This window comes from Mesorhizobium sp. M0626 (assembly GCF_040320665.1).
In the GTDB taxonomy this organism is placed as follows: Bacteria; Pseudomonadota; Alphaproteobacteria; order Rhizobiales; family Rhizobiaceae; genus Mesorhizobium.
Genome location: NZ_JAMYQD010000020.1, coordinates 106267 through 132025, shown reverse-complemented (window position 1 = coordinate 132025; position 25759 = coordinate 106267). Strand labels below are relative to the sequence as shown.

The 25759-nt window shown below is 63.9% G+C and carries 26 protein-coding genes; 13 read left to right on the top strand and 13 right to left on the bottom strand.

Annotated features, from left to right (window positions below):
• The first annotated feature begins 3 nt into the window (after nt 1–3).
• Complete coding sequence (locus NKI37_RS25275; RefSeq protein WP_023710847.1) at nt 4–1215, top strand: cytochrome P450; 1212 nt, start codon at nt 4–6, stop codon at nt 1213–1215.
• Here NKI37_RS25275 and NKI37_RS25270 read toward each other — a convergent pair.
• The 5 genes from NKI37_RS25270 to NKI37_RS25250 all read right to left on the bottom strand — a co-directional run bounded on the left by NKI37_RS25270 (nt 1199) and on the right by NKI37_RS25250 (nt 5135).
• Nucleotides 1199–2113: a glycosyltransferase family protein gene (locus NKI37_RS25270; RefSeq protein ID WP_023710846.1), complete on the bottom strand. Its 915-nt coding sequence runs from the start codon at nt 2111–2113 to the stop codon at nt 1199–1201. The two genes, NKI37_RS25275 and NKI37_RS25270, sit on opposite strands and share 17 nt — an antisense overlap.
• Nucleotides 2110–2964, bottom strand: a complete 855-nt coding sequence (locus tag NKI37_RS25265; RefSeq protein WP_352788483.1) for an alpha-1,2-fucosyltransferase — start codon at nt 2962–2964, stop codon at nt 2110–2112. The genes NKI37_RS25270 and NKI37_RS25265 overlap by 4 nt, the downstream gene beginning before the upstream one ends.
• A gap of 126 nt (nt 2965–3090) precedes the next feature.
• Nucleotides 3091–3450, bottom strand: coding sequence for a hypothetical protein (locus NKI37_RS25260; RefSeq protein ID WP_023710844.1), 360 nt, complete (start codon nt 3448–3450; stop codon nt 3091–3093).
• Nucleotides 3451–3538: 88 nt separating this feature from the next.
• Nucleotides 3539–4687, bottom strand: coding sequence for an amidohydrolase (locus tag NKI37_RS25255; RefSeq protein ID WP_023747058.1), 1149 nt, complete (start codon nt 4685–4687; stop codon nt 3539–3541).
• Between the two features lie 28 nt (nt 4688–4715).
• On the bottom strand, nt 4716–5135 hold the full coding sequence (locus NKI37_RS25250; protein ID WP_023683109.1) for a hypothetical protein: 420 nt from the start codon (nt 5133–5135) through the stop codon (nt 4716–4718).
• 235 nt (nt 5136–5370) lie between these two features.
• On the opposite strand from NKI37_RS25250, the gene NKI37_RS25245 reads away from it, so the two are divergent.
• From NKI37_RS25245 to NKI37_RS25230, 4 genes are all read left to right on the top strand, one after another.
• Nucleotides 5371–5763, top strand: a complete 393-nt coding sequence (locus NKI37_RS25245) for an AraC family transcriptional regulator (protein WP_245272515.1) — start codon at nt 5371–5373, stop codon at nt 5761–5763.
• 179 nt (nt 5764–5942) lie between these two features.
• A complete protein-coding gene (locus tag NKI37_RS25240; RefSeq protein WP_352788443.1) occupies nt 5943–6365 on the top strand; it encodes a helix-turn-helix domain-containing protein in 423 nt (140 codons plus the stop codon).
• 68 nt (nt 6366–6433) lie between these two features.
• Nucleotides 6434–6715 carry a type II toxin-antitoxin system ParD family antitoxin gene (locus NKI37_RS25235; protein WP_023669694.1) on the top strand — a complete coding sequence of 94 codons (282 nt, stop codon included), beginning with the start codon at nt 6434–6436 and terminating at the stop codon, nt 6713–6715.
• Complete coding sequence (locus tag NKI37_RS25230; RefSeq protein ID WP_348528155.1) at nt 6712–6927, top strand: type II toxin-antitoxin system RelE/ParE family toxin; 216 nt, start codon at nt 6712–6714, stop codon at nt 6925–6927. Before NKI37_RS25235 ends, NKI37_RS25230 begins: the two co-directional genes overlap by 4 nt.
• Before the next feature lie 84 nt (nt 6928–7011).
• Here NKI37_RS25230 and NKI37_RS25225 read toward each other — a convergent pair whose 3' ends face one another.
• From NKI37_RS25225 to eglC, 3 genes are read right to left on the bottom strand one after another with little or no spacing between them, the layout of a single operon-like run.
• Nucleotides 7012–8331: an HlyD family type I secretion periplasmic adaptor subunit gene (locus NKI37_RS25225; protein WP_023735099.1), complete on the bottom strand. Its 1320-nt coding sequence runs from the start codon at nt 8329–8331 to the stop codon at nt 7012–7014.
• A gap of 3 nt (nt 8332–8334) precedes the next feature.
• Nucleotides 8335–10095, bottom strand: a complete 1761-nt coding sequence (locus NKI37_RS25220; RefSeq protein ID WP_023683104.1) for a type I secretion system permease/ATPase — start codon at nt 10093–10095, stop codon at nt 8335–8337.
• A complete protein-coding gene (eglC, locus tag NKI37_RS25215) occupies nt 10096–11520 on the bottom strand; it encodes an endo-1,3-1,4-beta-glycanase EglC (protein WP_033001007.1) in 1425 nt (474 codons plus the stop codon).
• Nucleotides 11521–11935: 415 nt separating this feature from the next.
• On the opposite strand from eglC, the gene NKI37_RS25210 reads away from it, so the two are divergent.
• Complete coding sequence (locus NKI37_RS25210) at nt 11936–12379, top strand: SRPBCC family protein (protein ID WP_023683102.1); 444 nt, start codon at nt 11936–11938, stop codon at nt 12377–12379.
• Nucleotides 12380–12449: 70 nt separating this feature from the next.
• Here the strand turns inward: NKI37_RS25210 and NKI37_RS25205 are convergent, their stop codons facing one another.
• The 3 genes from NKI37_RS25205 to NKI37_RS25195 form a co-directional block, all read right to left on the bottom strand.
• On the bottom strand, nt 12450–13415 hold the full coding sequence (locus NKI37_RS25205) for a hypothetical protein (protein ID WP_352788441.1): 966 nt from the start codon (nt 13413–13415) through the stop codon (nt 12450–12452).
• A 128-nt stretch (nt 13416–13543) separates the two neighbouring features.
• The gene (locus tag NKI37_RS25200; protein WP_352738198.1) at nt 13544–15046 is read right to left on the bottom strand and encodes a helicase HerA domain-containing protein; all 1503 of its coding nucleotides are present in this window, start codon (nt 15044–15046) and stop codon (nt 13544–13546) included.
• Between the two features lie 137 nt (nt 15047–15183).
• The gene (locus NKI37_RS25195) at nt 15184–15825 is read right to left on the bottom strand and encodes a glutathione S-transferase family protein (RefSeq protein WP_023710834.1); all 642 of its coding nucleotides are present in this window, start codon (nt 15823–15825) and stop codon (nt 15184–15186) included.
• A gap of 146 nt (nt 15826–15971) precedes the next feature.
• On the opposite strand from NKI37_RS25195, the gene NKI37_RS25190 reads away from it, so the two are divergent.
• Nucleotides 15972–16202 carry a hypothetical protein gene (locus NKI37_RS25190; protein ID WP_023669703.1) on the top strand — a complete coding sequence of 77 codons (231 nt, stop codon included), beginning with the start codon at nt 15972–15974 and terminating at the stop codon, nt 16200–16202.
• 132 nt (nt 16203–16334) lie between these two features.
• Here NKI37_RS25190 and NKI37_RS25185 read toward each other — a convergent pair whose 3' ends face one another.
• The gene (locus NKI37_RS25185; RefSeq protein WP_023686540.1) at nt 16335–16820 is read right to left on the bottom strand and encodes a hypothetical protein; all 486 of its coding nucleotides are present in this window, start codon (nt 16818–16820) and stop codon (nt 16335–16337) included.
• A 175-nt stretch (nt 16821–16995) separates the two neighbouring features.
• Between NKI37_RS25185 and NKI37_RS25180 the strand changes: the two genes are divergently transcribed.
• Both NKI37_RS25180 and NKI37_RS25175 read left to right on the top strand, forming a co-directional pair.
• Complete coding sequence (locus NKI37_RS25180; protein ID WP_023683098.1) at nt 16996–17361, top strand: RidA family protein; 366 nt, start codon at nt 16996–16998, stop codon at nt 17359–17361.
• Nucleotides 17362–17466: 105 nt separating this feature from the next.
• Nucleotides 17467–18693 (top strand): amidohydrolase/deacetylase family metallohydrolase, encoded by a 1227-nt coding sequence (locus tag NKI37_RS25175; RefSeq protein WP_352788439.1) that lies wholly within the window; start codon nt 17467–17469, stop codon nt 18691–18693.
• Nucleotides 18694–18847: 154 nt separating this feature from the next.
• Here NKI37_RS25175 and NKI37_RS25170 read toward each other — a convergent pair whose 3' ends face one another.
• Nucleotides 18848–20638 carry a flavin-containing monooxygenase gene (locus NKI37_RS25170; RefSeq protein WP_352788436.1) on the bottom strand — a complete coding sequence of 597 codons (1791 nt, stop codon included), beginning with the start codon at nt 20636–20638 and terminating at the stop codon, nt 18848–18850.
• A 402-nt stretch (nt 20639–21040) separates the two neighbouring features.
• Here NKI37_RS25170 and NKI37_RS25165 point away from each other — a divergent pair, with 402 nt between their 5' ends.
• From NKI37_RS25165 to kdpC, 4 genes are all read left to right on the top strand, one after another.
• On the top strand, nt 21041–21130 hold the full coding sequence (locus tag NKI37_RS25165) for a K(+)-transporting ATPase subunit F (protein WP_023669708.1): 90 nt from the start codon (nt 21041–21043) through the stop codon (nt 21128–21130).
• Nucleotides 21131–21148: 18 nt separating this feature from the next.
• On the top strand, nt 21149–22852 hold the full coding sequence (gene kdpA / locus NKI37_RS25160) for a potassium-transporting ATPase subunit KdpA (protein WP_352788434.1): 1704 nt from the start codon (nt 21149–21151) through the stop codon (nt 22850–22852).
• A gap of 232 nt (nt 22853–23084) precedes the next feature.
• Nucleotides 23085–25178: a potassium-transporting ATPase subunit KdpB gene (gene kdpB / locus NKI37_RS25155; RefSeq protein ID WP_352788432.1), complete on the top strand. Its 2094-nt coding sequence runs from the start codon at nt 23085–23087 to the stop codon at nt 25176–25178.
• A gap of 10 nt (nt 25179–25188) precedes the next feature.
• Nucleotides 25189–25755: a potassium-transporting ATPase subunit KdpC gene (kdpC, locus tag NKI37_RS25150; protein ID WP_352788430.1), complete on the top strand. Its 567-nt coding sequence runs from the start codon at nt 25189–25191 to the stop codon at nt 25753–25755.
• Nucleotides 25756–25759: the final 4 nt, after the last annotated feature.

Below are 25759 nucleotides of genomic sequence, written 5' to 3'. Positions count from 1 at the left end.
GTCATGACAGCTCCGCATTTCGATCCGTTCGCGCTCGGCGACGACCCGTTTCCGCATTTCGCCCGCATGCGCGCCGCCGGCGGCATTGCGCGCGGCGTCGCGCCCTATCCCGAGCTGGCCGACGCGCATTATGTGTTCAGCCATGAGCTGGTGTCGGGCGCGCTGAAGCATCCCGCTCTTGTTCAGGCGCCGCCGGGTACATATGAAGAGGTCCGCCGCAAGCTCGTCGACCATGCGCCCATGGCTCTGCTCAGCCGCTCGGTGCTGCTTGCCGATCCGCCTCAGCATGGCGCCTTGCGCCGGCCGGTCGCTGGCTTTTTCTCACGGCCGGCCATCGAAGCGCTGACGCAAGGTCTTCGCGCGCTGAGCCACGAGCTGGTCGAGCGTGCGCTGGCGGATGGCCGCGTCGACGCCGTCGCCGGGCTCGCCGTGCCGGTGTCCTTCTGGCTGCTGCAGGAAATCCTCGGCATCGAGATCGAGGACCCTTGGGCGTTGAAATCGGTGACCCGCCGCATGGCCAGCGCATTCGACCTGCGAAGAGCGCAGCCGCCGGCAGCAAGCGCCGAGGCCTATCGCGAATGCCAGGCTTTTGTCGAGGAGCGGCTGGCTCGACAGGCCTACCGGCCGGACGGAATGGTTGCCGGCATGGTGCGGGAGGTTGCGCAAGGCCGCTGGTCGCGTGAGGACATGGTGGCCAACATCGTCTTCATGCTGTTTGCCGGACAGGAGACTGTCGTCGACGCTCTCGGCAACGCAATTGTTGCGCTGGATCGCTTTCCCGAACAGCGCGCGCTGCTCGAGCGCGGCGCTGTCGACTGGAGCAGCGCGGCGGCCGAACTGCTGCGCTATGGCGCCTCGGTGCAATACGCCGTCGCCCGCATCGCGGCGCAGGACATCGACCTCGGCGACGTCAGGATTGCGGCTGGCGAAGCGGTCGTGCCGGTGCTCGGCAGCGGCAATCGCGACGATGCCGTCTTCGCCGATGGCGACCGGCTGGACCTCACGCGCCCGCCAACCATGTCGATGACCTTCGGCACCGGCCTGCATGTCTGCCTCGGGCAGCATGTCGCCCGTATCGAGATCGCGGCGATGATAGAAGCCCTGTTCACCCGTGCGCCCGGATGGCGGCTCGATGCCGCAAATGCCGAGCGCCGCGCCTCGATGTCGTTTCACGGCATGGCTACCGCGCCGCTGATCCTCAACCCCGCTGCGTGAAAAGCGGCCGCGTCTGGGGCATGACCGCCGGGTCGAGCGACCTGACGATTTCCGAAACCTTTGCCCGCAAGGCGCCCACCGTCGCATCGTCGAGCGGATCGAGAATATCGTTCTGATCTCTCGATACCCGGTACTCGTCCAGCGACGGCGCCTCGCTCGACGGCGTGAAGCCGCCGCCGCGGGCATGCTTGTCGGCCAGTTCCTGCCTCGATTTCACGGCATAGTGGCGGATCCAGCCGATCTTCCATTCCATCGGCATGGCCGCCGGGTGCTTGTCGAGCGTCATGCCGTCGACCAGCGTCCTGCGCAGCGAGATGCGGAAACCGTGCGGGTGCGGCATGAACTGCCCGGGATCCCGCAGCGCCTTGCGCAGCACCGAGGACACGCGGGCAAACGACTTCTTCCAGCGCGCGGTCGGGGCGTCATGCGTGCCGCGCCTTTGAAACCGCACCGTCACCAGTTCGTCGTCATAGGCCTCTTTGCCGTCGCTGCCGAAATTCACCCAGCGAAAGGCGACGCTGCGCACGCCCGGGCGGCTCAAAAGCGAGCGGACCAGTTCGGCTCCGCTCCAGGGCGGCGCGTCGAGCGGCTCGAGGAACTCGTCGGCGTCCATGAAGCCCAGATAGCGATAGCCGTGGAGCAATGCCTGCCAGTAAAGATAGGAATAGGCCCGCCGCTGCGGCAGCACCGTGTCGTGTCGCCAGTCGACCAGCCGGATCCAGCCGGCATCGCGCAACGCCTGGAGCACCGCCGTCTGCGGTCCGGCGCTGCAGTTGTCAGCGATCATCAGGTCGAAGCCATGCAGCTTGTGCCAGGCGACCCACTCGATCACATAGGGCTGCTCCAGCTTCATGATCGCGCAGATCACCGGCCTGTTGACGGAAAACGGAATTCTCATCGCAACGCTTTCCCCGCGCCACCGGCTGCTGCTTGAGGCTCGACCTGCCGGAACGGGATCGCGTCGCCATAAAATGCTGCAAGCTGCTCCGAAGAGCCCGTCCAGTCGCCCATGTCGAACTGGTGGAACCGATAGCGGGGGTCGTCAAGCGGCAGCAAGTCGATATCCGGCCTGATGCGCGGGTCGAATATGCCGGCCACCGGCAGATGGATCGTCCGCGCCGAAGACAACCAACCGGCCAGCCAGGAGAAGCTGCTCACCCCCGTGACGAGATGGCTCGCCCGGCGCAGCGTCTCGAAATCCGTCAATGGCGACGCCTTCGGCGCGAAGACAGCATCGGGAAAACGCTGACGCAGGCGCCGGCAATAATCGTTGTCGTCATGGGTCTGGCCGACGAAGACCGGCTTGCGGCCGCTATCCTTGATGAGCGTCTCGAAGAAGCCGAATGGCATCGGGCAATAGTTGCGGTGGAAGCCGTCGAGGATGTCGCCGGCCCGCACATGGATGACGAGAAAATCGTCGCCATGGGTCGGCGCGGCGACGGCACGCCCGTCGAACAGCCCGGAGACCTCGTCCCGGTCATAATAACCCAGCCGCTGCGCGAAGCCCTTGAAGCGGATGCTCCGCGCCCGCCTGTCGCGGAGCGCGGCTATGATCCCGTCGAGGTCGTAGCGGTGATAGCCGTCGACCCGAAGCAGCCGGTATTTCCACAACAAAGGCGGCCGCACCTTGGCAATGGACCATTCCGGCAGGTCGGCGTCGCAGACATAGCCACCGGGGATACGCTTCGCCAGCACATGGCAAAACATGTACTGGAACATCTTGTTCGCCATGCCGCCAAACGGCTGCATCACGATGGGCACTTGCCGCATTGGACCCCTTTCGCCAAAGACGGTCATTGTTACCCGAGCTGCGCGGGCCGGTCGACTGGCCTCTGACGCCAAGGGCGCATCATGATCGCCGCCGGCAAGCCACCCTCAGGGATAATGCGTCGGCTTTGGCGCGTAGATCTTTGGATCGAAGTCCAGATCCCTCGGCAAGGGCAGGCTTGAGCACTGCAAATGCACCTCGCGTGCGAGCAGCCGGCGCCGCTTCTGCTCATTCTCCTTGATGGCCGCAACGAGCCCCATGCTGTAAGGCCCCAGCACGACGCCGGCGGCCCATCCCGGATGCTCCTTCTCGCGCCGGTCGTAGTTCAAGGCATCCGTGCGGGCCTGCTGGCATTCCGGCGTCGCCCATTTCGGGTCCTGCGGCGAGAGCGAGGCTCCATACTGGACCGGAGACGATACGCACCCTGCCACTGTCGCAGTCAACGCGACGACCATTGCAATTCTCATCCGCAAGCCCCTCCTAATGTAGGAGGCGACTACAAGACGATTCCAGCGGGAAAAAGGCAGCTTCAGGATGCGGATTTTGCAGGGCCGCTCACCCCAGCAGGTTGCGCGCCGTGCGCATGAAGATCTTCGAGCCGATCGGGATCAGATCGTCGGGAAAATCATAGTCGGGATTGTGCAATGACGGGGTGCGCTCGCCCGCGCCGAGGAAGAACATCGCCGACTTCGCCTTGTGGCCGAAAATGCCGAAATCCTCCGAGGCGCGCATCGGCAGGGCTTCCTCGCTGCGCGGCACACCCTCTTCGTCCAACGCGCGGTTGAGATGCTCCACCGCATCGGGCGCGTTGACGCTGGCGACGAAAATCTCATGATAATCGCAGTGCACGGAAAGACGGTGCTCGGCCGCGATCCTGGTGGCCAACGCTTCCGCCGCCGCGACCAGTTCCGCCATGCGCTCGTCGCGCCTTGTACGCAGCGTCGCCCACACCTCGGCGTAGCCGGGCGCGATGCCGAACACGGCCTCGCCCATCGTCGCATGGGTGACGGTGACCATGCTGAAATCATCGTCGGCAAAGGTGCCGCGTCCGAGCGCCGGCAGCAGCGGCATGAGCTCGCTCACCGCCAGCATCGGCGATACGCCGGTTTCGGGCATGGACGAATGCGCGGTCTTGCCGTCCAGCACGATGCGGATGCCGCGCGAGGCGCAGTTGACCACGCCGGGCTTGAGGCGAACCTCGCCGAACGGCACGCCCGGCAGATTGTGCAGGGAGAAAGCAAAATCCGGCGCGATCTCGTCAAAGCGCGCATCGGCGACGACGCCGGCCGCGCCATTGCCGGTCTCTTCCGCCGGCTGGAACATCAAGACGACGCGGCCGCGCGCCGGCCGTTCACGCCCGAGCTGACGGCCGAGTGCGGCCAGGATCGCGGTATGGCCGTCATGGCCGCACATATGCGATTTGCCCGGCACCTGCGAGGCATGGTCGACGCCCGAAAGCTCCTCGATCGGCAGCGCATCGATTTCCGAGCGGAACAGCACCGTAGGCCCTGCCTTGCCGCTGTCATACACCGCTGCCACACCATGGCCGCCAAGCCCGGTCAGCACCTTGTCCGGCCCGGTATCGGCGAGAAAGTCGACAACCTCCTTGGCGGTCTTTTCCTCTTCGTTGGAGATTTCCGGCTGCTGGTGCAGCTTGCGGCGCCATGCCGTCAGCTCGATGATATCGCGATTGGTCAGGGTCATGGCTTGGGCTCCGCTTTGGTGCTGCAGGTTACACAAACACGATAGGGTTTTTCTCACGCCGTGCCATACTGATCAATTCCACTAGTCCATCGGCAAATTCCCGAACCCATGGGTCGGTGCTGGATTCGATCAGTCGCAATTCGCGCTCAAGCTCGCCGAAGCTCGGCTCCTCGATGACGTCTCCAACACCGCTGGCTGAAAGGAGGACCATCCGTTCCAGCGCTGACCCTTCGCCGAGAAGACCGGCAATCAGCTCCCCGAGCGCCGCAATGTGGGCTATGTTTCCGACACGCCAGTCACGCGTTGTGACATCGTCCCAGGTGAGAGTCACGTCTTCGGGATGGATCACCTCGCATTCGCCGTTTTCCGGATCCCGCTGAAAGCGATAGCCGGGGAATTCCCGCTCCATGGTCGAAACGCTTTTAAAAACCGCCAAGTCGAGACCCATGCTCCCTCCCGCCTAACCGAAGATCATCCTTACATTCGGCTCCAACAATCGGTCAAAGCTCTTTTGGACCTATTCTCGAAACATTGGAGAAGAGATGGCCGACCGGTTGCACACTAAGGTCGTCAATCTCATCTCCGACATCTGGCGGCCAATCCTGAGGGGCATGGTGCTCGAGTCCGTGCCAATCTTCAGCAACTAGGCTCCATCCACCCGAAGGAACGGTTTCGGAGCAACAATGGCCAGGCGGTTTGCGTTTCTCTTGGTTCGCGACTTCACGCTGTCGCCGCTGTCGCTGTTCATCGACACGCTGCGGCTCGCCGGCGATGAAGGCGACCGCAGCCGCCGGATCGAGTTCGACTGGGAGATCGTCGGCGAGCGTGGCCTGCCGATCCGGGCGAGTTGCGGTGTCGAGCTGCTGCCGACCAAGGCGATCGGCAATCCGCAGAAGTTCGACAATGTCGTCGTGGTCGGCGGCCTGCTCGACACCAACCGCAGCCTCAGCTCCGAAAAGGAGGCCTTCCTCTTGCGGGCGGCCGAAAAGGGCGTGCCGCTGACGGCACTCTGCACCGGCAGCTTCGTGCTCGCGCGCTACGGTCTGCTCGATGGCTACAGTGCCGCCGTCAGCTGATTTCACATCAAGGATTTCCGCAGCCAATTCCCTGATGTGAACGCCCATGCCGACAGCCTGTTTTCCGTCGATAGGGGCCGCTCGACCTGCGCCGGAGGCACGGGTGCGGCCGACCTTGCCGGCCATTTCGTGTCGCAGTTCATCGGCCGCAAGGCTGCGGAAAAGCCGCCAAGATCCTCGTGCTCGACCGCATCCGCTCGACCCTGGATGTGCAGCCCGTCGGCGATCTCTTTCCGGCCGCGTCGAGCCGAGCGGTGAAACGGGCGCTGCTTCTGATGGAAAGCAATCTCCAGGAGACGCTGTCGGTCGCCGAGATCGCGGGCCGGTTGCATTTATCCCGGCGCCAGCTTGAGCGGCTGTTCGGCGCCGAGCTCGGCATCGGCCCGATGGCCGCCTATCTTGCGCTGCGTGTACATCAGGCCAAGTCGCTGCTGGAGGGGAGCGACTTGGCAATCGGCGACATCGCCTACCGCTGCGGTTTTCCCAATGCCGGCCATTTCAGCCGTGTCTTCCGCCATCAGACCGGTATCACGCCGACCCATCTCAGGCATCCGAACCGAATGTCCGGTGTCTTTGCCGACGGCAAGGGGAGCGGTCCCTAAGCCTATATTGGGGCGTGCGATCTCGCCGTTGGTATGATAATATCATACCAACCTGATAGGAGGGATCCATGTCCGCCACCGAAAAACGCACCTTCAGCCTGCCGGCCGAGCAGGCTGCTTTCATCGACCAGCTCGTTCGGTCCGGCACATACGCGACCAGCAGTGAAGTGATCCGCGCCGGTCTTCGCGCATTGCAGGAACGCGACGCCGCCGTGGAGCGCTGGCTGCGTGAGGAGGTCGCGCCGACCTATGATAGGTGGAAGGCAGACCCCTCCCAGGCCATCCCGGCCGACAAGTCTTTTGACAGCATCCGCGCACATCACGCAGCTCGCCTCAAGGGGAACGTGTGAAGCGCCGGCATGTTGTCCTTTTGCCGGAAGCCCAGACGGACCTGTTATGGATATACGATACGGTCGCTCACGCATCCGGCAACCTCACCGCCCTTCGCTACATCGAGCGGATCGAGCGATTTTGCCTGGGTCTCGACCATGCCTCGGAACGCGGAACCCTAAGGGATGATGTGCGGCCGGGGCTTCGCATCGTGGCTTCGAGCGCCGCCTGACTGTGGCCTTCACCGTAGAAGGCGACCAGGTGGTGATTCTCAGGGTGTTCTACGGCGGCGTCAACTGGGAGGACGAGTTGGCGCCTATCGCTCCGTGAACGCCCGCGCGAACGAGTCCAGCATCGGCCGCGCCAGATATTCGAGGAAGGTTCGGTCGCCGGTGCTGATAAACGCCTCGACCGGCGTTCCCGGGTAAAGCTGCTCGGCTTTCACGCCCTGCGGCAGCGTGTCGGTGATCTTCAGCCTGGCGCGGAAATACGCCTCATGCGTGGTTTCATCGATCAGCCGGTCGGCGGAAATTTGCGTCACCGTAGCCGGGACCTCAGGGGTGAGGCGCGCGTTCAGGGCGGACAGCCTGAGCTTCGCCGGCTGGCCGACGCGAACCAGGTCCACGTCTTTCGGCCGCAGCTTCGCGTCGACGATGAGGCCCGACGCGGTCGGCAGGATCTCCATGATCTTCTGCCCCGGCGCAATCACGCTGCCTTTGGAGTTGTAGATCGAGGATACCACGATGCCGGCTGCCGGCGCCTTGATCGTCGTGCGCCCCAGCACCGCCTCGGCTGCGGTGATCTGTTCGCCGATGTCGGCCAGGCTGGTGCGAACCTCGTCGAGCTTGGTCAGCGCGTCCTCGACGCGCTGCGTGGTCGCGCGCTCGACCTGCGCCTGGGCTTCGACGATCTGCGTCTTGGTCGCTGCGATATCCGCCTCCAGCGCGCCGGCCTGGCCGACCAGATCGGCCTCGCTGCGCAGAAGCTGCGAATATTCGCTGCGGTTGGTGAGACCCTTGTCGAGCAGGCCGGTCTTGATGCCGAGTTCCTTCTTCACGATCTCGGCCTGTTGCTGGATGGCGAGTTTCTGCGCCTCCAGTCCCAGCGCCGACTCACGATGCATGGCGACGCGCTGCGCCAGGATCGACTGCTCGGAGCGGAACCGGGCGAGCCTGGCCTCGAACTCCTTCTGCTGTTCGTGCACCAGATTGTCGAAATCGCGCTGGAACGGCGCGGGTGCTGCTTCGGCGATCGGCGCCAGCCTGTCCGATCCGTCGCGCTCGGCCTCAAGTCGCGCGGCACTTGCCCTGAGCGCGATCGTCTGTCTGGTCAGCCGGTTGAGGTCGGTCTCGGCCGCCCTGCGGTCGAGCAGGACCAGCGGTTCGCCTTGTTGCACGCGGTCGCCTTCATGCACCAGCAACTGCTCGATGATGCCGCCCTCGGGGTGCTGGATTAGGATGTTGCCGCCCGTCGCCGAGATCGTGCCGGAGGTGATCACCGCGCCGGAGAGCGGCGCGTTCGCCGCCCAATAGCCGAAGCAGCCGACGAAGAGCGCTATGGCCACGTAGCCGACGACGGCCATGCGGCGGAAGTCGGTGCGCGGTCGACCTTCGAAGGCGAGGCTCTGCTGCATCATCGTCTATGACCCGAAGCGCACGCTGTGCGGGCGCACGGTCGGCACGAACGAGCCTGTCACCACCGCGCTCCCGGCCTTGCCGGCCGCCGGTTGCCTCAGCACCTCGCTCGCAGGGCCGAAAGCTTCGACCATGCCGTTGCGCAGGACCATGACACGGTCGCAGGCCGCGGCGATCGAAGGGCGATGCGTGATGACGACTGTCGTGACGCTTACACTTCGCGCGGCCGAAAGCATCCCTTCGAGCGCCGCCTCCCCACTGCCGTCGAGATGGGCGTTGGGCTCGTCCAGCACCAGCATGCGTGGCTTGCCGTAGAAGGCGCGCGCCAGCCCTATCCGCTGGCGCTCGCCGCCCGACAGCACGGTATGCGACGGGCCTATCATGGTCTGATAGCCGTCGCGCAGCGTGAGAATCAGCTCATGCGCCTCGGCGCGCCTGGCCGCTTCGACGATCGCGGCGTCATCGGCATCGGGTTCGAAGCGGGCGACATTTTGCGCGATCGATCCCGGGAAAAGCTCCACCTCCTGCGCGAGATAGCCGATATGCCTGCCAAGCTGGGTTTCGTCCCAGCTCCTCAGGTCGGCGCCGTCGACCCTGACCGCGCCGCCGGTCGGCTGCAGCGCGCCCACAAGCAATTTCGCCAGCGTCGATTTGCCGGCCCCGCTCGGGCCGACGATCGCCACCGCTTCGCCGGCGCCGATGGCAAAATTCAACCGCTTGAGGATGGGCTCCGTGCCGAAAGCCGCAGTCGGCGCGATGAAGAACAGATCCTGCACCGAAATCGCGCCCAATGGATCGGGCAGTGCGAGCTTGCGCCCCTGCGCTGGTTGCGCCGCAAGGGCGGTGTCCAGCCGCTTCCAGCATCGCTTGGCGTCGACGATCTGCCGCCAGGATCCGATCAGCTGGTCGAGCGGCTGCAGCGCGCGCGAGGACACCAGCGACGAAGCGAAGATCATGCCGGCGGTCATCTGCCCCTGCAGCACCAGCCACGCGCCGGCGCCGAGGATCGCCAGTTGCAGCATCATGCGCAGCGCCCGCGACGTCGCGCTGAAGATCGCATTGGCGCTTCCGGAACGGTCATGCAGGGTCAGCGCCTCAGTGACGTGCTGTCCCCAGACCGCGGCGGCATTTTGCACCATGCCCATGGCGCGCAGCGTGTCGGTGTTGCGGGCAAAGGCCTGCTCCGCCTGGCTGGCCACCGCCGAGCGTTCCGCCGACATGGCATCGTTCCTGCCGATGGCAAGCTGGTTGGCCACAACCAGGAGAAACAGCAGCACGGCGCCGGCGAGCGTCAGCCAGAACAGGACGGGATGGATGAAATAGAGCAAGGCCAGGAAGACGGGCGCAAACGGCAGGTCGAACAACACCGCCACGCCGCGCGACCTGATGAAGGCGCAAGTCGTGGCAAGGTCGTTCAGCGGCGACAGCCCGCTGCCGGCATGTCTGGCGCCAAGCGAGGCGGCGAATGTCCGCGCGCCCAGTTTCAGGTCGACGGTGGCCGCAACACGTTGCGCGTAGATGGCGCGGACCGCGTCCAGCAGGCCGAGGAAGGCGAGCGCGAGGACCGCCATGGCCGAGAGATAAAGCAGCGTCTCGACGCTGGAGGACGGCAACACCCGGTCATAGACCTGCAGCAGATAGAGCGGGATCACCAGGAGCAGGATGTTGATCAGCAACGAAAATATGCCGATATCGGCGATGCCGCGCAGGAAAACCGGGCGCAGGCCGATGGCCGCATCCCTGAGTGGCGCGCGGTCCCGTGACATCTAGACCGCGTGCTCGGCTGTCGTGCTCAGATGGCTCTGCTGCAAATCGTTCAGCGTATAGGCGTGGATATAGTCGATCTTCATTTGCGCGGGCGTCGCCAGATGGTCGGGCGGCGCGCCGGCTTGACCGCCGACCGCAAGGTCGACCAGCATATACATGGGCTTGTTCATATCGGACGGCGTCGCCGCTTCCGCGACCTGGACGCCATCATAGGTCCAGACCAGCTTGTCCGGCGTCCACAACAGGCCATAGGTGTGATAGCCGTCGGTGTTGGAGACATTCACCGTCGACCCGACCGTGGTGTGGGTTCCCGTCTCATTTGTGTGCGCGGTCATGAGAAGCGCATTCGGGTTCTGCCCATACATTTCGATCACGTCGAGTTCCGGGGGCCATGAACCGTCTTCGGGCAGAAGCCAGAAGGCCGGCCACGCGCCGGCATTTTCCGGGAGATCGGCCCGCATTTCGAAATAGCCATAGGTCTGCGAGAAGGTGTCGTGCGTCGTCAGTATGCCGGAAGTGTATTCGTAATTGTTGATCAGCGGCTTGATGTCGTCGGGCGCATGCGCCGCGGTTATGGTGAGCACGCCGCTTGCGACGCTGAACGGATGGACCGAGCTGGTCGGCGCATAATTGGCGTCGATATACCATTGCAGCTCGCCGTTCTGGGGCTGCGAGCTGCCGTTCTGCGCCCCCCACCAGAAATTGGAATCCCAGATGCCGCTCTGGCCGTTCCACAGGCTCAGCGTGTTGAAATCGTCGTTGAAGGACAGCGTCATGCCGGTCTTGTCGATCGGCAGCTCGAACTGGCCGGGCTGAAACTTGTCGATCGTGGTGTTGTGGAACACCAGCACCTCGCTCGAGCCGAGGTTCAGCTGCACGTTCGATCCCACCTGGACCATATTGGCGTGGACGGCCTCGAACGAGGTGAAGGCATAGCCGTTGAGGCGCACCGTGTCGGTCGCGCCGAAATCGGAGATAAGGTCGCTGCCATTGCCCTTGGTGATGATGAAGGTGTCGGCGCCGGCGCCGCCGATCAGCACGTCATTGCCCTTGCCGCCGTCCAGCGTCTGGCTGCCAGCGCCGCCCGTTATGATGTTGTCCTGACCATTGCCGAAGGCATAGTGGCCGTCGCCGGTGACGACGAGGTTCTCGAAATTGGCGGGCAGCTTGTAGCTCATCCAGGTATCGATCGTGTCGACGCCCGCGCCGTAGTTCTCGACCGCTTTGTTGATCGTCGAATAGAGATGGTAATAGTCGTCGCCCGCGCCGCCATACATGGTGACCTTGACGTTGGTGTCGCCCCAGAAGGAATCGTTGCCCGAGGTGCCGTAGCGGTAAGGCGCGCCTCCAGTCGCCGAGAACCAATGGGTGGAAGCGCCGGTATAGGGAAGTGGAATGCCTTTGGCGTTGAGGACTGTGGTCATTCCGACACTCCTTGCGCGTGCTGCCTTGGTCGTTCGACAACCTTCGAGCGACCATTTCGGATCAACTCTTAAATTGATCCGTCGTTCCAGGGAATCATTCTATAGTACACCAAGGAGATCGTCGCCCATCATTTAATAGATAATGCCGAAGGCGTTAAGCTGATCCTAATACAACTTTGTAGGAGAGACTTACAATTTTAATAAATTGTGAGATCCGCGCCGAAAAGTTAGGCAACCTGTCAATGATGCATGCAATTTGACGCGACACGACCGCCTGCCTGAGGCGGCGGTCGAAGTCGCGGGCGGATGGCCGCGGGCAAAGGGCTCAAGAAAATTTGACAGGCTATGTCGGACCGGGTGAGGTTCACCCGTCCTTGGGGCATCGGACAACGAAACCACAAAGGATACCGAAGAGATGCCAAGCACCGTACGTTTGCACCGCGTTCTGACGACCAGCCCGGAGAAGGTCTACCGCGCATTCACAGAAGCCGACGCGCTGGCGAAATGGCTTCCGCCGAACGGCTTCACTTGCACGGTACACAGCTTCGACGCGAAAGTCGGTGGCGCCTTCAAGATGTCGTTCCGAAACTTCACGACGGGCGGCAGCCATTCCTTCGGCGGCGAATATCTCGAACTCGTTCCCGGCGAGCGCCTGCGCTACACCGACAGGTTCGACGACCCCAATTTGCCCGGCCAGATCGAAGTGACCGTGCTCCTGAAGAAAGTGTCGGTCGGCACGGAACTCGACATCACGCAGGCCGGCATTCCGGACGTTATTCCGGCCGAAGCCTGCTATCTCGGCTGGCAGGAGTCGCTGCGCAATCTGGCAAAGCTCGTCGAACCCGAGATCAATCAGTAGAGCCCATCGGATCGGCGGCGCCGCCCAGCCAGTCCGCGCCGCCGACAATGCCGAGCCGAGGACTCATCCCTCACGGCCCGGTGCAGATCGGCAACGGTTGTGGCGCCGGTGGCGGGTTGTCCTTGGCGTATTGCGCGATGATCGGCTCAAGGCTCTTTCGCGGCCAGAATTTCGGCTTGCCGATCTCCTTCAGGCAGGACGCATTCCAATAGGCGCCCGATTTACCAACGGCGGCGATGTCGCGCGATTCCGGGTAGATATAGAGCGTCGTCGGATTGCTCTTCACCATCGAAATGATCTGGTCGGCGTCGGACGGCGACCAGCTGGTGCAGCCATTGCTGCGGCCGCCGGCGTAATCCACCAGCTTGCCGTATGGGACGAAGCCGTCATGGTCGGCATAGGAGCTGTTCGGGTTCTTGCGCAGGCACATGCCGCGCAACAGCCGCGCCGCGTGGCCGCCGATCACCCGCTGCCTGGCATTCGCCGTCTCGCCCTCGCCGTCGAACTGGATGAAGGTGCGCAGCAGCGCCTGGTCCTTTTTTGCGCCGATGCGGTAAAAACCCTTGAATGAGGTCTTTGCCTCGCCGGTCATATAGGCGCCGCCGGTCGTCAAGGACGAGTCCAGCGCATTGCCGAAGTTTTTCGCGCAGCGCTTCCCGTTGGAGAAATCGACCACGCCCTTCAGATTGCGGCCGCCGCCATGGCCCGAGGAGATCGCCCTGAACGACTGCTTGGCCTCGCAAATGACGTAGTAGCGCCGCCCCAGCACGCCATTGCCGAGATCGCCGGGGCGCGTCGCATCCATGGCGAAATAGCAGCCATTGTGGACAGCGCCTTGCGCGACCTTCTTCAGGTAAAGCGCGCGCGCCCGCTCCAGCACCACTTGCGAAATCTCGCCGTCGTCATTGCCGACGTGGGCCTGCAGCCACGCCGGTAAATCGGAGGACGCGGCAAAAGACCGGGCAGACATCGTCAAGGCGATGCCGGCGATGGCGAGGAGGCCAAAGACAAAGACAGCCAGAGATTTCAACCGCACCGGACAACCCTCCCGCCCGAACCGTTCTGCGATTCTCGGAAACCCATCATAAATCGTCGCGCGCCGATCGGCGAAACACATCTTGTTCAGAACCGCGCAAGCAAGTCAGGTAGCTGCCTGTTCGCCTTTCACAGCGCCAGGCTGCCCTGTTCCGCCTCCGCGGCATTGGGGTCGCCCGGCGCCGTCGCCCAGGCGAGCTCGACCAGCGTCACCGTGCGGCGGCCGGTGCCGTCGAGCTGGCAGACGATGAGGCCCTGCTCCTCGATATAGGTGAGCAGCCGCCGGGCGCGCCGCAGCGAATGCGAGCCGTAGGCGCGCGCGATCGCCGCGTCGCTCGGGCACGGCCAGCCCTCCTTGGCGGCGCGGGCGATCATCATGAACACGCCCTGCATGTCCTCGGGCAGCAGCGAGGCGCGCACGGAAACGTCCTGCCAGGCGTCATCGCCTGCCATGTCGGCGCCGAGCCCGGCGCGGGCGCGCGTCAGCATGCGACGGAATTCTGAGAGGTCCGGCACCACCGAAGCGAGGCCTTCGATGCGGCAGCGGACGACGAACTCCTGATAAAGCACGCCGATGACGCGGAAACCCGCATCGGGCTGCGCCAGGATGGCGCGCAGGACACGGTCCACCCGCTCTCGCCGCTCGGCCATATCCTCGGCGCTTACCGCCGGTTCCGCAGGTTCGGGGCGGATGTCCAGCGCCGCCGATTTGGCCGCCATCAGCTGGTCGAGCAGCTCCGGCGACGCCATCCGGCGCGGCGCGCGGATCGTCTCGGGCGGCGGCGCCGCCAGGATGATGGCGCGTGCGTCTTCAAGCGCTGTTTCCGGCATTGCCATCAGCCGCGGCGTACCGTTGCGCGGGCTGGTCTCGGTCTGGCCGATGCGCACGCCGAGCGGGCGGCGCGACAGCGCCGGTCCCAACGCCATGAAGTGCCCGCGCTCCAGGTCTCGAAACGCCTCGGCCTGACGCCGTTCCATGCCCAGAAGGTCGGCGGCGCGCGCCATGTCGATATCGAGGAAGGTACGGCCCATGAGGAAGTTGGAGGCCTCCGCCGCAACATTCTTGGCGAGCTTTGCCAGCCGCTGCGTGGCGATGATGCCGGCAAGGCCACGCTTGCGGCCGCGGCACATCAGATTGGTCATGGCGCCGAGCGAGAGCTTTCGCGCCTCGTCGGACACTTCGCCGGCCACGGCGGGCGCGAACAGCTGCGCTTCGTCGACCACCACCAGCATCGGATACCAATGCTCGCGGGCAACCTCGAACAATCCGCCGAGAAAGGCAGCGGCGCGCCGCATCTGGTTCTCGGCATCGAGCCCTTCGAGATTGAGCACCGTGGAGACGCGGTGGATGCGCGCCCGCTCGCCGGCTGCTTGCAGGCCACGCTCCGTATGCTCCTCGGCATCGATGACCAGATGGCCGTAATGGTCGCCCAGCGAGACGAAATCGCCTTCCGGGTCGATGATGGTCTGCTGCACCCAGGGCGCGCTCTGCTCCAGGAGCCGGCGCAAAAGGTGCGATTTGCCGGAGCCGGAATTGCCTTGCACCAGAAGCCGGGTCGCCAGCAGCTCCTCAAGGTCGAGCGCCGCCGGCGCACCCGCCGTCGTCTGTCCCATCTCGATGGCTACGGTCATGTCACGACTCTCCTTGCGGACAGGGCTTATCAACCCGGCCGCGAGCCGTCGAGCGCGCCATGGCAACTCGCCCGCTGTTCCACACCTATGCTGCCAAAGCGCCACACATCAGCCCATCTGCCCATAGGGAAGGCACATCAAGCGGAGTTGACCGGCGGCAGAAGCGGCGCTTCCAGCCCGTCGAAGGGATCGCGCCAGGCATCGATGGCTTCGAGCCGGCGATACCAACCCAGAACAGAGGGATAGTCCGCCAGCGGCAGGCCGGCTGCATCGTTGAACGGCAAAAACGTCGCCATGCGGAAATCGGCATAGGAGAGCGACTTGCCCACAAGCCATGGCCGCTTGGCGAGCTCCGCCTCGAGAATCGCTGCCGCGATGCGGAACTCCGCCAGCCCCTCCTCGACCTTGCCCTGGTCGACGGGCCCAATCCCGTAGCGCTGCTTGGTTCCGCGCTCGAAATGCACGGTGTCGCAGGCCCGCACGAAATTTTCCTTGCCCCAGCTTAGCCAGCGGATCATGTCGGGTTGGTCGCCGCCGCCGCGCCAGAAATCCGAACCCGCTTCGCGCGACAGAAGGCAGGCTATGGCGTCGGCTTCCCACAGGCTGCCGCCCGGCCATGCCAATATCGGCAGGGTAAGATTGGGATTGAGCTGACGAAACCGCTCAGCCTGCCCGGGCGCCATGGGTGCCGCAAACTCACACTCGACCTTGGCCTGCAGATGACGTGCAGTTGCAACCGCGAGGCGCGGATTGGGATTGCGGCTGAAGTACAGTTTCATGTCCGGTCCTGGATGCTGTGGGCTCGATCCTATCAAACACGCAACCGTGCCCTCCAGGCAATCTGGTCGGACCACGATTCCGCTGGCACACGCCGTCGTTCGGCGTATTATTTCCTTCGGGAGAGGGTTCTTGGCAGGAGGAAGCCATGAACGTAGTGCCGAGCGTACCTGTCATCGACGTGACAACCCAGAACCTTGTTTCCTCTGCGCTTTCCAGATTCCGCGCCGGCGATACCGTCTCGACTAGAGCGGCGCTCGACGCCATCCGCCGCATGGATCCAACCTGTGTCGACAGCGACGACGATCTCGTCGAACTCGTGGTCATGGCGGCAATTGGTAAGACCATGGCGGTCGTGTTCGACCACCGCTCCCGCTAGCCCTGTTGGACGAACCTGTCCCGTTCAACTCGCTTGAGCTCGAGTGAGTTCGGTTGGCGAGCTTTTACAACTGCAGCCCGGGAGGCGCACGTCTTCGTGCGCGAAGGCCGGCAGTAGCATAAGCGGCAAGACTCAGATCCCCAAGGGATGTGGCATGTAGCCGACGAAGCCGCCGATCTTCCAGTGGCCCGCCACCTTCCTGCAAAAATACAGCGTCTGCCATTTCAGCTTGTCGACGCTGCCATCGGCCTTGGCCACCGAGCCGTTGAACTTCTTGTGCAGCACGGCGCGGTCGCCATCGACGTCGATGTCGCGCATGTTGGTGACGCGAAACAGCGCCTCGCGCAGCGGCTCGGCGAATTCGGTCGCCGCCGTCTCCTTGGCCTGGCGCAGCCATTCGTCGCGATAGACGGCAAGGCTCGGGAATTGCAGACGCCAGGCGTCGGCATCGCTGAGGAAATGCGCATGCATGCCGAAGAAGCTGTCGGCGAGGAAATCATCCTCGACCATCGACCAGTCCTGACCGATAAAGGCGTCGATGTCGCGCCGCACCAGCATTTCCCAGAGCGCGTGACGATCGGCATCGCCCTCTGGAAACGGGTTCTTGTCGAAGGTCATTGAAATCTCCTGTCGGGAAAATGCGACGCGCAAGATGCTGGCGAGCCTGCGATAAAGCAACACGCGTTTGGAAAAATGTTGCTTTCCAAAAAGCCCCCTATGAGGATCACCGGGACAGGCGTAGAGCGGTCGGCGAAAACGGGGCGCGGCCCGCCATTCTGAACAGGAGTTTCCCTTGCCCAAAGAGTGTTTTGGAACATCCCACGTGCCGCTGTCGCCGGCCGTGCGCGCCGGGGATTTCGTCTACATCTCAGGTCAGGTGCCGGTCGACGGCGACCGCATTGTGGTCAAGGGCGGCATTACCGAGCAGACCGAGCAGGTGCTGCAGAATGTGAAGGCAGCACTGGCGCTGGCCGGCTGCACCATGGACGATGTCGTCAAGACCACGGTCTGGCTCGAGGACGCGCGCGACTTCGGCGCCTTCAATGCCGTCTACGCCAAGCACTTCCCGAAAAATCCGCCGGCCCGCACCACGGTCGAATCGCGGCTGATGATCGACATCAAGATCGAGGTCGAAGCCGTCGCTTACCGGCCGGTTTGACCAGTCGGGGCATGATCCCGAAAAGTGGAAACCGGTTTTCTCGGACAAACGGAAACCGTTTTGTCCAAAGATCATGCCCCGAAACAAAGAGAGAGGCAGGCGCCGATGCAGTTCGATCTCCTGATCAAGGGCGGCCGCCTGATCGATCCGGCCTCGGGCCTGGACGCGCCGCGCGATGTCGCCGTTGCGGGCGGACGCATCGTGGCCATCGAGGCGGCGATCGATGCCGAGCACGCCACCAAGATAGTCGACGCTCGTGATTGCATCGTCACGCCCGGCCTCATCGACCTGCACAGCCATGTCTATTGGGGCGGCACCTCGCTGGGCGTCGACGCCGACCGGCTGGCGGCCAAGAGCGGAACCACCACCTTCATCGATGCCGGCAGCGCCGGCGCCGGCAATTTTCTGGGCTTTCGCCGCCATGTCATCGAGCGCTCGAAGGTGCGTATTCTCGCCTACGTCAACATCTCCTTTGCCGGCATATTCGGCTTCTCACAAAGCGTCTCGGTCGGCGAATGCAGCGATCTCAGGCTCTGCGAGCCACGCGAGACGGTGGCTGCGGTGCGCGAGCACGCCGATGTCGTCGTTGGCGTAAAAGTGCGCTCCGGTAAGCATGCCGGCGGCGCCAGCGGCATCGCGCCGGTCGATCTCGCGCTGGAAGCCGCCGACCAGGCCGGCCTGCCGCTGATGGCGCATATTGACGAACCGCCGCCCGGCCGCTCCGAAGTGCTGCCGCGGCTGCGCCGCGGCGACATCCTCACCCATTGTTTTCGGCCATTCCCCAATGCGCCGGTGTTCGCTTCCGGCGCGGTGCGGCCGGACATGCGGCTGGCCCGCGAACGCGGCGTCATCTTCGACATCGGCCACGGCATGGGATCGTTCGACTTCGCCGTGGCGAAAGCGATGCTGGCCGAGGGCCTCGCGCCCGACGTCATCTCCAGCGACGTGCATCTCTATTGCGTCGACGGTCCGGCCTTCGACATACTGGTCTGCATGTCGAAGCTAATGGCGCTGGGCATGCCGCTGGTCGAGGTGCTGCGCGCCGCCACGCAAAGGCCAGCCGAGGCGATCGCCAGGCCGGAGCTTGGGACGCTGAAAGTTGGCGGTGTCGGCGATGTCGCGGTGCTGAGACTGCGCCCCGGGCGCTTTACCTTCGTCGATGCGGTCGGTGCGGCGCTGATCGCGGATCAGCGGCTGGTCTCAGAAGGCATTGTTATCGGCGGTGTCTGGTGGCCGAACGAGGCGCCCGACCACAACGAGACCGAGCGCTTCGAGCCGCATGCGGCACATACGCATGTCGAGGTCGCGGCACGGCATTTCGGGCGTGGATAAGCTCCCTCCTTGAGGGGGAGATGGCCGGCAGGCCAGAGGGGGTCGGTTCGACCGGACGCAAGCACCTCGCGGCAGCTGGAGGTCAGCGCTCCACGCGCGGCGACCCCCTCTGTCGCCTTCGGCGACATCTCCCCCACAAGGGGGGAGGAGATCGCTAGCGCCCTGCGTTACTCACCGCCCCAAACACCGGCGTCGCGATCCCCTCCATCCGCGCCTTGATCTGAAGCGCCACATATTTCGAGTAAAACCGCGACAGCGCCAGATTGCCGCCGTGGAACCACAGGGCGTCCTGCGCCGTCGGCTTCCACATGTTGCGCAGCTCGCCTTGCCAAGGACCGGGATCGCCCTTGACGCCGGAGCCGAGGCCCCAGCATGGCCCGACCTTGTCGGCGACCTCACGCGAGACGATGGCTGCCAAGGTCTCGTTCATCGACTGGTAGCCGGTGCAGGCGACGATCGCATCGACGGCCAGCTCGCTGCGGTCGTCGAACAGGATGCCGGTCGGCGTCAATGAACTGATGCCGACGCCGCTCTTCACTTTGATCTCGCCATTGATGATCAGTTCGCAGGCGCCGACATCGATGTAGTAGCCGGAGCCGGTGCGGTAGGCCTTCATCAACAGCCCGGTCTCGTCCTCGCCGAAATCGATGGCGAAGCCGGCGGCGCGCAGCCGGTCGTAGAAGGACGCATCGCGTGCCTTGATCACCTCGTAAAGATCCCGCTGGCCCTTGGGTACAAGCGCGAACGGCGTGGACGCGACGATCAGGTCGGCCTTGTCGGTGCTGATGCCGCGCGCCAAAGCCTTTTCCGAGAAGATCTCGAAGCCGACTTCCATCAGAGTGTCGGATTTCACCACTGTCGTCGGCGACCGCTGGATCATGGTGACGTCTGCGCCGCTCTCCCAGAGGTCGACGCTGACATCGTGCCCCGAGCTTGCCGCGCCGATGACAGCGACACGTCTGCCGCGGAATTTCTCGCCGCTTGCATACTGGCTGGAATGCAGGAGTTCGCCCTTGAAGGTCTCGGCGCCGGGCAGCGCGATCTGGCGTGGCGGGCCATAGGCGCCGGTGGCAAAGACAATGTGCTTCGGCTTCAGCGTGATCTGCCGGCCGACACGGTCGACCACCACAGTCCATACCTTCTCGGTCTCGTCATAGCTGGCGCTGACGCATTTGGTGGCGACCCAGTAGTTGAGCTCCATCACCCTGGTGTACATCTCCAGCCAGTCGCCCATCTTGTCCTTGGGCGTGAACACCGGCCAGTTCTCCGGGAACGGAATGTAGGGCAGATGGTCGTACCAGACCGGATCGTGCAGCACGAGCGAGCGATAACGGTTGCGCCAGGAATCGCCGGGGCGCGCATTTTTCTCGATGATGATTGTGGGCACACCGAGCTGCCTCAGCCGCGCGCCGAGCATGATGCCGCCCTGCCCGCCGCCAATGACCAGGCAATAGGGCTGCTCGGTGGCGCCGAGATCGCGCGTCTCGCGCGCCCGCGCCTCCGCCCAGGTTTCGCGCTTCGGATCGGCCTTGTGACGGATACCAAGCGGCCGCGCCGGTCCCTTTTGTTCCTCGAACCCCTTGAGCTCACGCACCGCCGTGAACAAGGTCCGGCAGCGGCCGTCCGTAAGGCGCACAATCCCTTCGCCCCGCGCGACCGCCGTTTCGAACGTGAACCAGGCCTCGACGGTGCCCTCATCCGAGGTCGCCTCGCCGGACAGCGTCCAGTGTGAGGGCTTCGTTTCCGCCAGCGTCGCTTGCAGCATGTCGCGGATCTCATCGCGGCCTTCCATCGTGGTGATGTTCCAGGTGAAAGCCAGCAGATCGCGCCAGTAGCAATCCTCGACGAACAGGTTGGCGGCCGCCTCGGCGTCATCAGCTTCCAGCGCCCGTGCAAGCGCGCAAAGCCATGTCGCCGCCTGTTTCGATGGTGCCATGTCGAGCATCTGTTTTTCCCTCGTTTTGCGTTCCCATTGTTTCGAAAGACGGAGCCGCCGCAAGAGGGGTCGCGATATCATGGCGTCGGTTTCTAGCGGCCCGGAACGGAGCCATCTCCCGGAAATCTTTATAGGAATTTTATATCTTTCCTCCCGGCCCCGTCTCGAACCTTTATGGCGATCGGGTCCATATTCCATCTCGAGCAAAACGCTGCGGACGCCGTGACCCCAGAGTTACGGCGGGCCGTTCTCATGGAATTTCTGGCTCGCCAGTCGCTGGCGCCAAATACAAGCAGAAGCAAGGACCAACACAAATGGACATCGTCGTCATCGGGATCGAGGTTTTGTTCTTCGGTCTTTCCCTCGCCTACATCAAAGCTTGCGACGCTCTTTAAGCGGAAGGATCGCACCATGCTTGTCGATTACATCCTCGGTGGCGGCGTGACCTTGTTCCTGCTCGTCTACCTGACATACGCCCTCGTTCGCCCAGAACGCTTCTGAAGCAAGGCACGGAAACCCATGACACTCAACGGATGGATACAGATCCTGGTTTATTGCGGGATCGTCGTTTTGCTGGTGAAGCCGCTCGGCGGCTACATGTACCGCGTCTTCAATGGCGATCGCACCTTTCTCTCGCCCATACTCGGGCCCGTTGAGCGCGGCCTCTACCGCATTTCGGGAACCAGCGAGCGCGAGGAGCAGCACTGGACGACCTACGCGGCAGGAATCATCTTCTTCAGCCTTGCCAGCTTCCTGGTGCTGTACTTTCTGCAACGCCTGCAGGGCGTCCTGCCTTACAATCCGGCCGGGATGGCATCGGTCGAACCCAATCTCGCCTTCAACACTGCCGTCAGCTTCGTCACCAACACCAACTGGCAGAATTACGGCGGCGAAAGCACGTTGTCCTACCTCGTGCAGATGGCGGGCCTGACTGTTCAGAACTTCATGTCCGCCGCCGTCGGCATTGCCATTGCGGTGGCGCTGATCCGCGGCTTCGCCCGCGCCTCGGCCAAATCGATCGGCAATTTCTGGGTCGATATGACCCGCTGCACGCTCTCCATCCTGCTGCCGCTCAGCATCGTGCTCACCCTTGTCTATGTCTGGCTCGGCATGCCGCAGACGCTCGGGCCTTATGTCGACGCCACCACGCTGGAGGGCGCCAAGCAGACGCTCGCCCTTGGGCCGGTCGCCTCGCAGGTCGCCATCAAGATGCTCGGCACCAATGGCGGCGGCTTCTTCAACGCCAATGCCGCGCATCCTTTCGAAAACCCCGACGCCATCTCCAACATGATCCAGATGGTGACGATCTTCGCGCTGGGTGCTGCACTCACCAACGTCTTCGGCCGCATGGTCGGCAACCAGCGCCAGGGCTGGGCGATCCTGGCCACGATGGGTGTGCTGTTCATCGCTGGCGTCGTTATCTGCTACTGGGCGGAAGCCGCGGGCAATCCGCTGGTCCATGCGTTGGGCGTCGACGGCGCCAACATGGAAGGCAAGGAGAGCCGCTTCGGCATTGCCGCTTCGGCACTATTCGCCGTCATCACCACGGCTGCGAGCTGCGGTGCGGTGAACGCCATGCATGACTCGTTCACAGCACTTGGCGGCCTGGTCCCGATGCTCAACATGCAGCTCGGCGAAGTCATCGTCGGCGGCGTCGGCGCCGGCTTCTACGGCATCGTCATGTTCATCGTCATCACCGTGTTCGTCGCCGGCCTGATGGTTGGCCGCACGCCCGAATATCTCGGCAAGAAGATCGAGGCCAAGGAGGTCAAGATGGCAATGCTCGCCATCCTCGCTCTGCCGTTGGTCATGCTGGTCTTCACGGCAATAGCGGTCGTGCTGCCAAGCGCCGTCGCCTCGATGGCCAATGGCGGTCCGCATGGCTTCTCCGAGGTTCTTTATGCCTACACTTCGGCGGCGGCCAACAACGGCTCGGCCTTTGGCGGCCTTTCCGGCAACACGCCCTGGTACAACATCACGCTCGGCATCTCCATGTGGGTGGGTCGCTTCTTCGTCATCATTCCAGCGCTTGCCATTGCCGGCTCGCTAGCGACGAAGAAGACGGTTCCGGCTTCCGCCGGCACCTTCCCGACCGACGGCCCGCTGTTCGTCGGCCTGCTCGTCGGCGTCATCCTGATCGTCGTCGGCCTGACCTTCTTCCCGGCACTGGCGATCGGACCGATCGTCGAGCACCTGGCTGCCATCAACGGCCAGACATTCTGAGGCTTGTCATGTCCTGGTTCTACCCAAAACGCATGAAGGCCCGGCCGCGAGCCGGCCCACGAGCCGGCAATGAGGGGGAGGAAACGCCCCCTCCCTTCCCCAGCGTATCTACCTTCCTCGGCCTCGCGGCAGTCATGATCGTGATCTGGCTGCTGGCCTATGGTCCGCCGCCCCTCTTTTCGGCATCCGATCGGTCGGTGCCGGCCAACAGTTCAGATACTGGAGCCACCAAATGAGCCAGTCCAAATCCGCGAGCATCATGGATGCCCGCATCCTGTGGCCGGCCATCGGCGGCGCCTTCAGGAAACTCGACCCCCGCACGCTGGTCAGGAACCCGGTGATGTTCGTCGTCGCCATCGTCTCGCTTCTTACCACGGTCCTGTTCGTCAAGGATCTCGCCACCGGCGGCGGCGATTTCGGCTTTACGCTGCAGATCATCATCTGGCTGTGGTTCACCGTGCTGTTCGCCAACTTCGCCGAGGCCGTCGCCGAAGGCCGCGGCAAGGCGCAGGCCGATTCGCTGCGCAAGGCGCGCACCGAAACCCAGGCCAAGCTGCTTGCCGGCGAAGACCGCTCCAGGTTCAAGCTGGTGCCCGGCACCAGCCTGAAGGTTGGCGACATCGTGCTGGTCGAAGCCGGCGACATCATCCCGTCCGACGGTGAAGTGATCGAAGGCGTGGCCTCGGTCAACGAGGCGGCAATCACCGGCGAGTCCGCACCCGTCATTCGCGAATCCGGCGGCGACCGTTCGGCGGTCACCGGCGGCACGCAGGTTCTGTCCGACTGGATTCGCGTGCGCATATCAGCCGCCTCCGGCCACACCTTCCTCGACCGCATGATCTCGCTGGTCGAGGGTGCCTCGCGCCAGAAGACGCCCAACGAGATCGCGCTCAACATCCTGCTCGTCGGCATGACGCTGATCTTCGTGCTGGCCACCGCCACGATCCCGAGCTTTGCCTCCTATTCCGGCGGCTATATCCCGGTGACGGTGCTGGTCGCGCTGTTCGTCACCTTGATCCCGACCACCATCGGCGCCCTGCTGTCGGCCATCGGCATTGCCGGCATGGACCGCCTGGTGCGCTTCAACGTGCTGGCCATGTCCGGCCGTGCCGTCGAAGCGGCGGGCGACGTCGATACGCTTTTGCTCGACAAGACCGGCACCATCACGCTCGGCAACCGCCAGGCCACCGAATTCCGCCCGGTCAAGGGCGCCACCGAACAGGAACTGGCCGATGCCGCGCAGCTCGCCTCGCTCGCCGACGAGACGCCTGAGGGACGCTCGATCGTCGTGCTGGCCAAGGAGAAATACGCCATCCGCGCCCGTGACATGGCAACCTTGCATGCCAGCTTCGTGCCCTTCACCGCGCAGACCCGGATGAGCGGCGTCGACATCGATGGCTCGTCGGTGCGCAAGGGCGCCGTCGATTCGGTTCTCGCCTATGTCAGCCAGTCGTCATCGGCCACTCACGGCACGCGCCCCGGCAGCGACACCGTCAAGGATCTCCAGGCGATCGCCGACGAGATCGCCAAGTCGGGCGGCACGCCGCTGGCCGTCGAGCGTGACGGCCGCCTGCTCGGCGTCGTCCACCTCAAGGACATCGTCAAGGGTGGTATCCGCGAGCGCTTTGCCGAACTGCGCAAAATGGGCATCCGCACCGTGATGATCACCGGCGACAATCCGATGACTGCGGCGGCGATCGCAGCCGAAGCCGGCGTCGACGATTTCCTCGCCCAGGCCACGCCCGAGGACAAGCTGAAGCTGATCCGCGACGAACAGGCCAAGGGCAAGCTGGTCGCCATGTGCGGTGACGGCACCAACGACGCGCCGGCCTTGGCGCAGGCCGATGTCGGCGTCGCCATGAACACCGGCACGGTTGCCGCCCGCGAGGCCGGCAACATGATCGACCTCGATAGTGACCCGACCAAGCTGATCGAGATCGTCGAGATCGGCAAGGCGCTGCTGATGACGCGCGGCTCGCTGACGACCTTCTCGATCGCCAACGACGTCGCCAAATACTTCGCCATCATCCCGGCCATGTTTGCCGTCTTCTACGTTGCGCCGGGACATACCATCGGCCCCCTGCAAGCGCTCAACATCATGCATCTGGCGACGCCGCAGAGCGCCATCCTGTCGGCCATCATCTTCAACGCGCTGATCATCATCGCTCTGATCCCGCTGTCGCTGAAAGGCGTCAAATACCGCGCCATCGGCGCCGGCGCGCTGCTCAGCCGCAACCTCCTGGTCTACGGCCTCGGCGGCATCATCGTTCCGTTCGCCGGCATCAAGGCGATCGACATGATCGTCACCGGCCTCGGCCTCGCTTAAGGATATCTCCATGCTCTCCCAGATACGCCCCGCAATCACAATGATCGTCTTTTTTACTGTCCTGACCGGCCTGATCTATCCCTTGGGGATGACCGGCATCGCCCAGACGCTGTTTCCGCATCAAGCCAATGGCAGCCTGATCGAGAAGAATGGCACGGTCATCGGCTCCGAACTGATCGGCCAGGGCTTTGCCGACGACAAGTATTTCCATGGCCGCCCCTCGGCTGCCGGCGACGGATACAACGCCGCAGCGTCCAGCGGCTCCAATCTCGGTCCAACCAACCCCAAGCTGATCGACCGCATCAAGGGCGATGTTGCAAAGCTGAAGGCGGAGAACCCGAACCGGCCGGTGCCGATGGATCTGGTGACGACGTCCGGCAGCGGCCTCGATCCCGCCATCAGCCCGGACGCCGCCTATTTCCAGGTCGCTCGGGTGGCTAAGGCCAGGGGCTTCGACGAAGCCAAGGTCAAGGCGCTTGTCGACAGCCATGTCGAAGGCCGCGAACTCGGCTTCCTCGGCGAGCCGGTCGTCAATGTGCTGGCGCTCAACCTGGCACTGGACGATACCAAGCAGTGAGAGA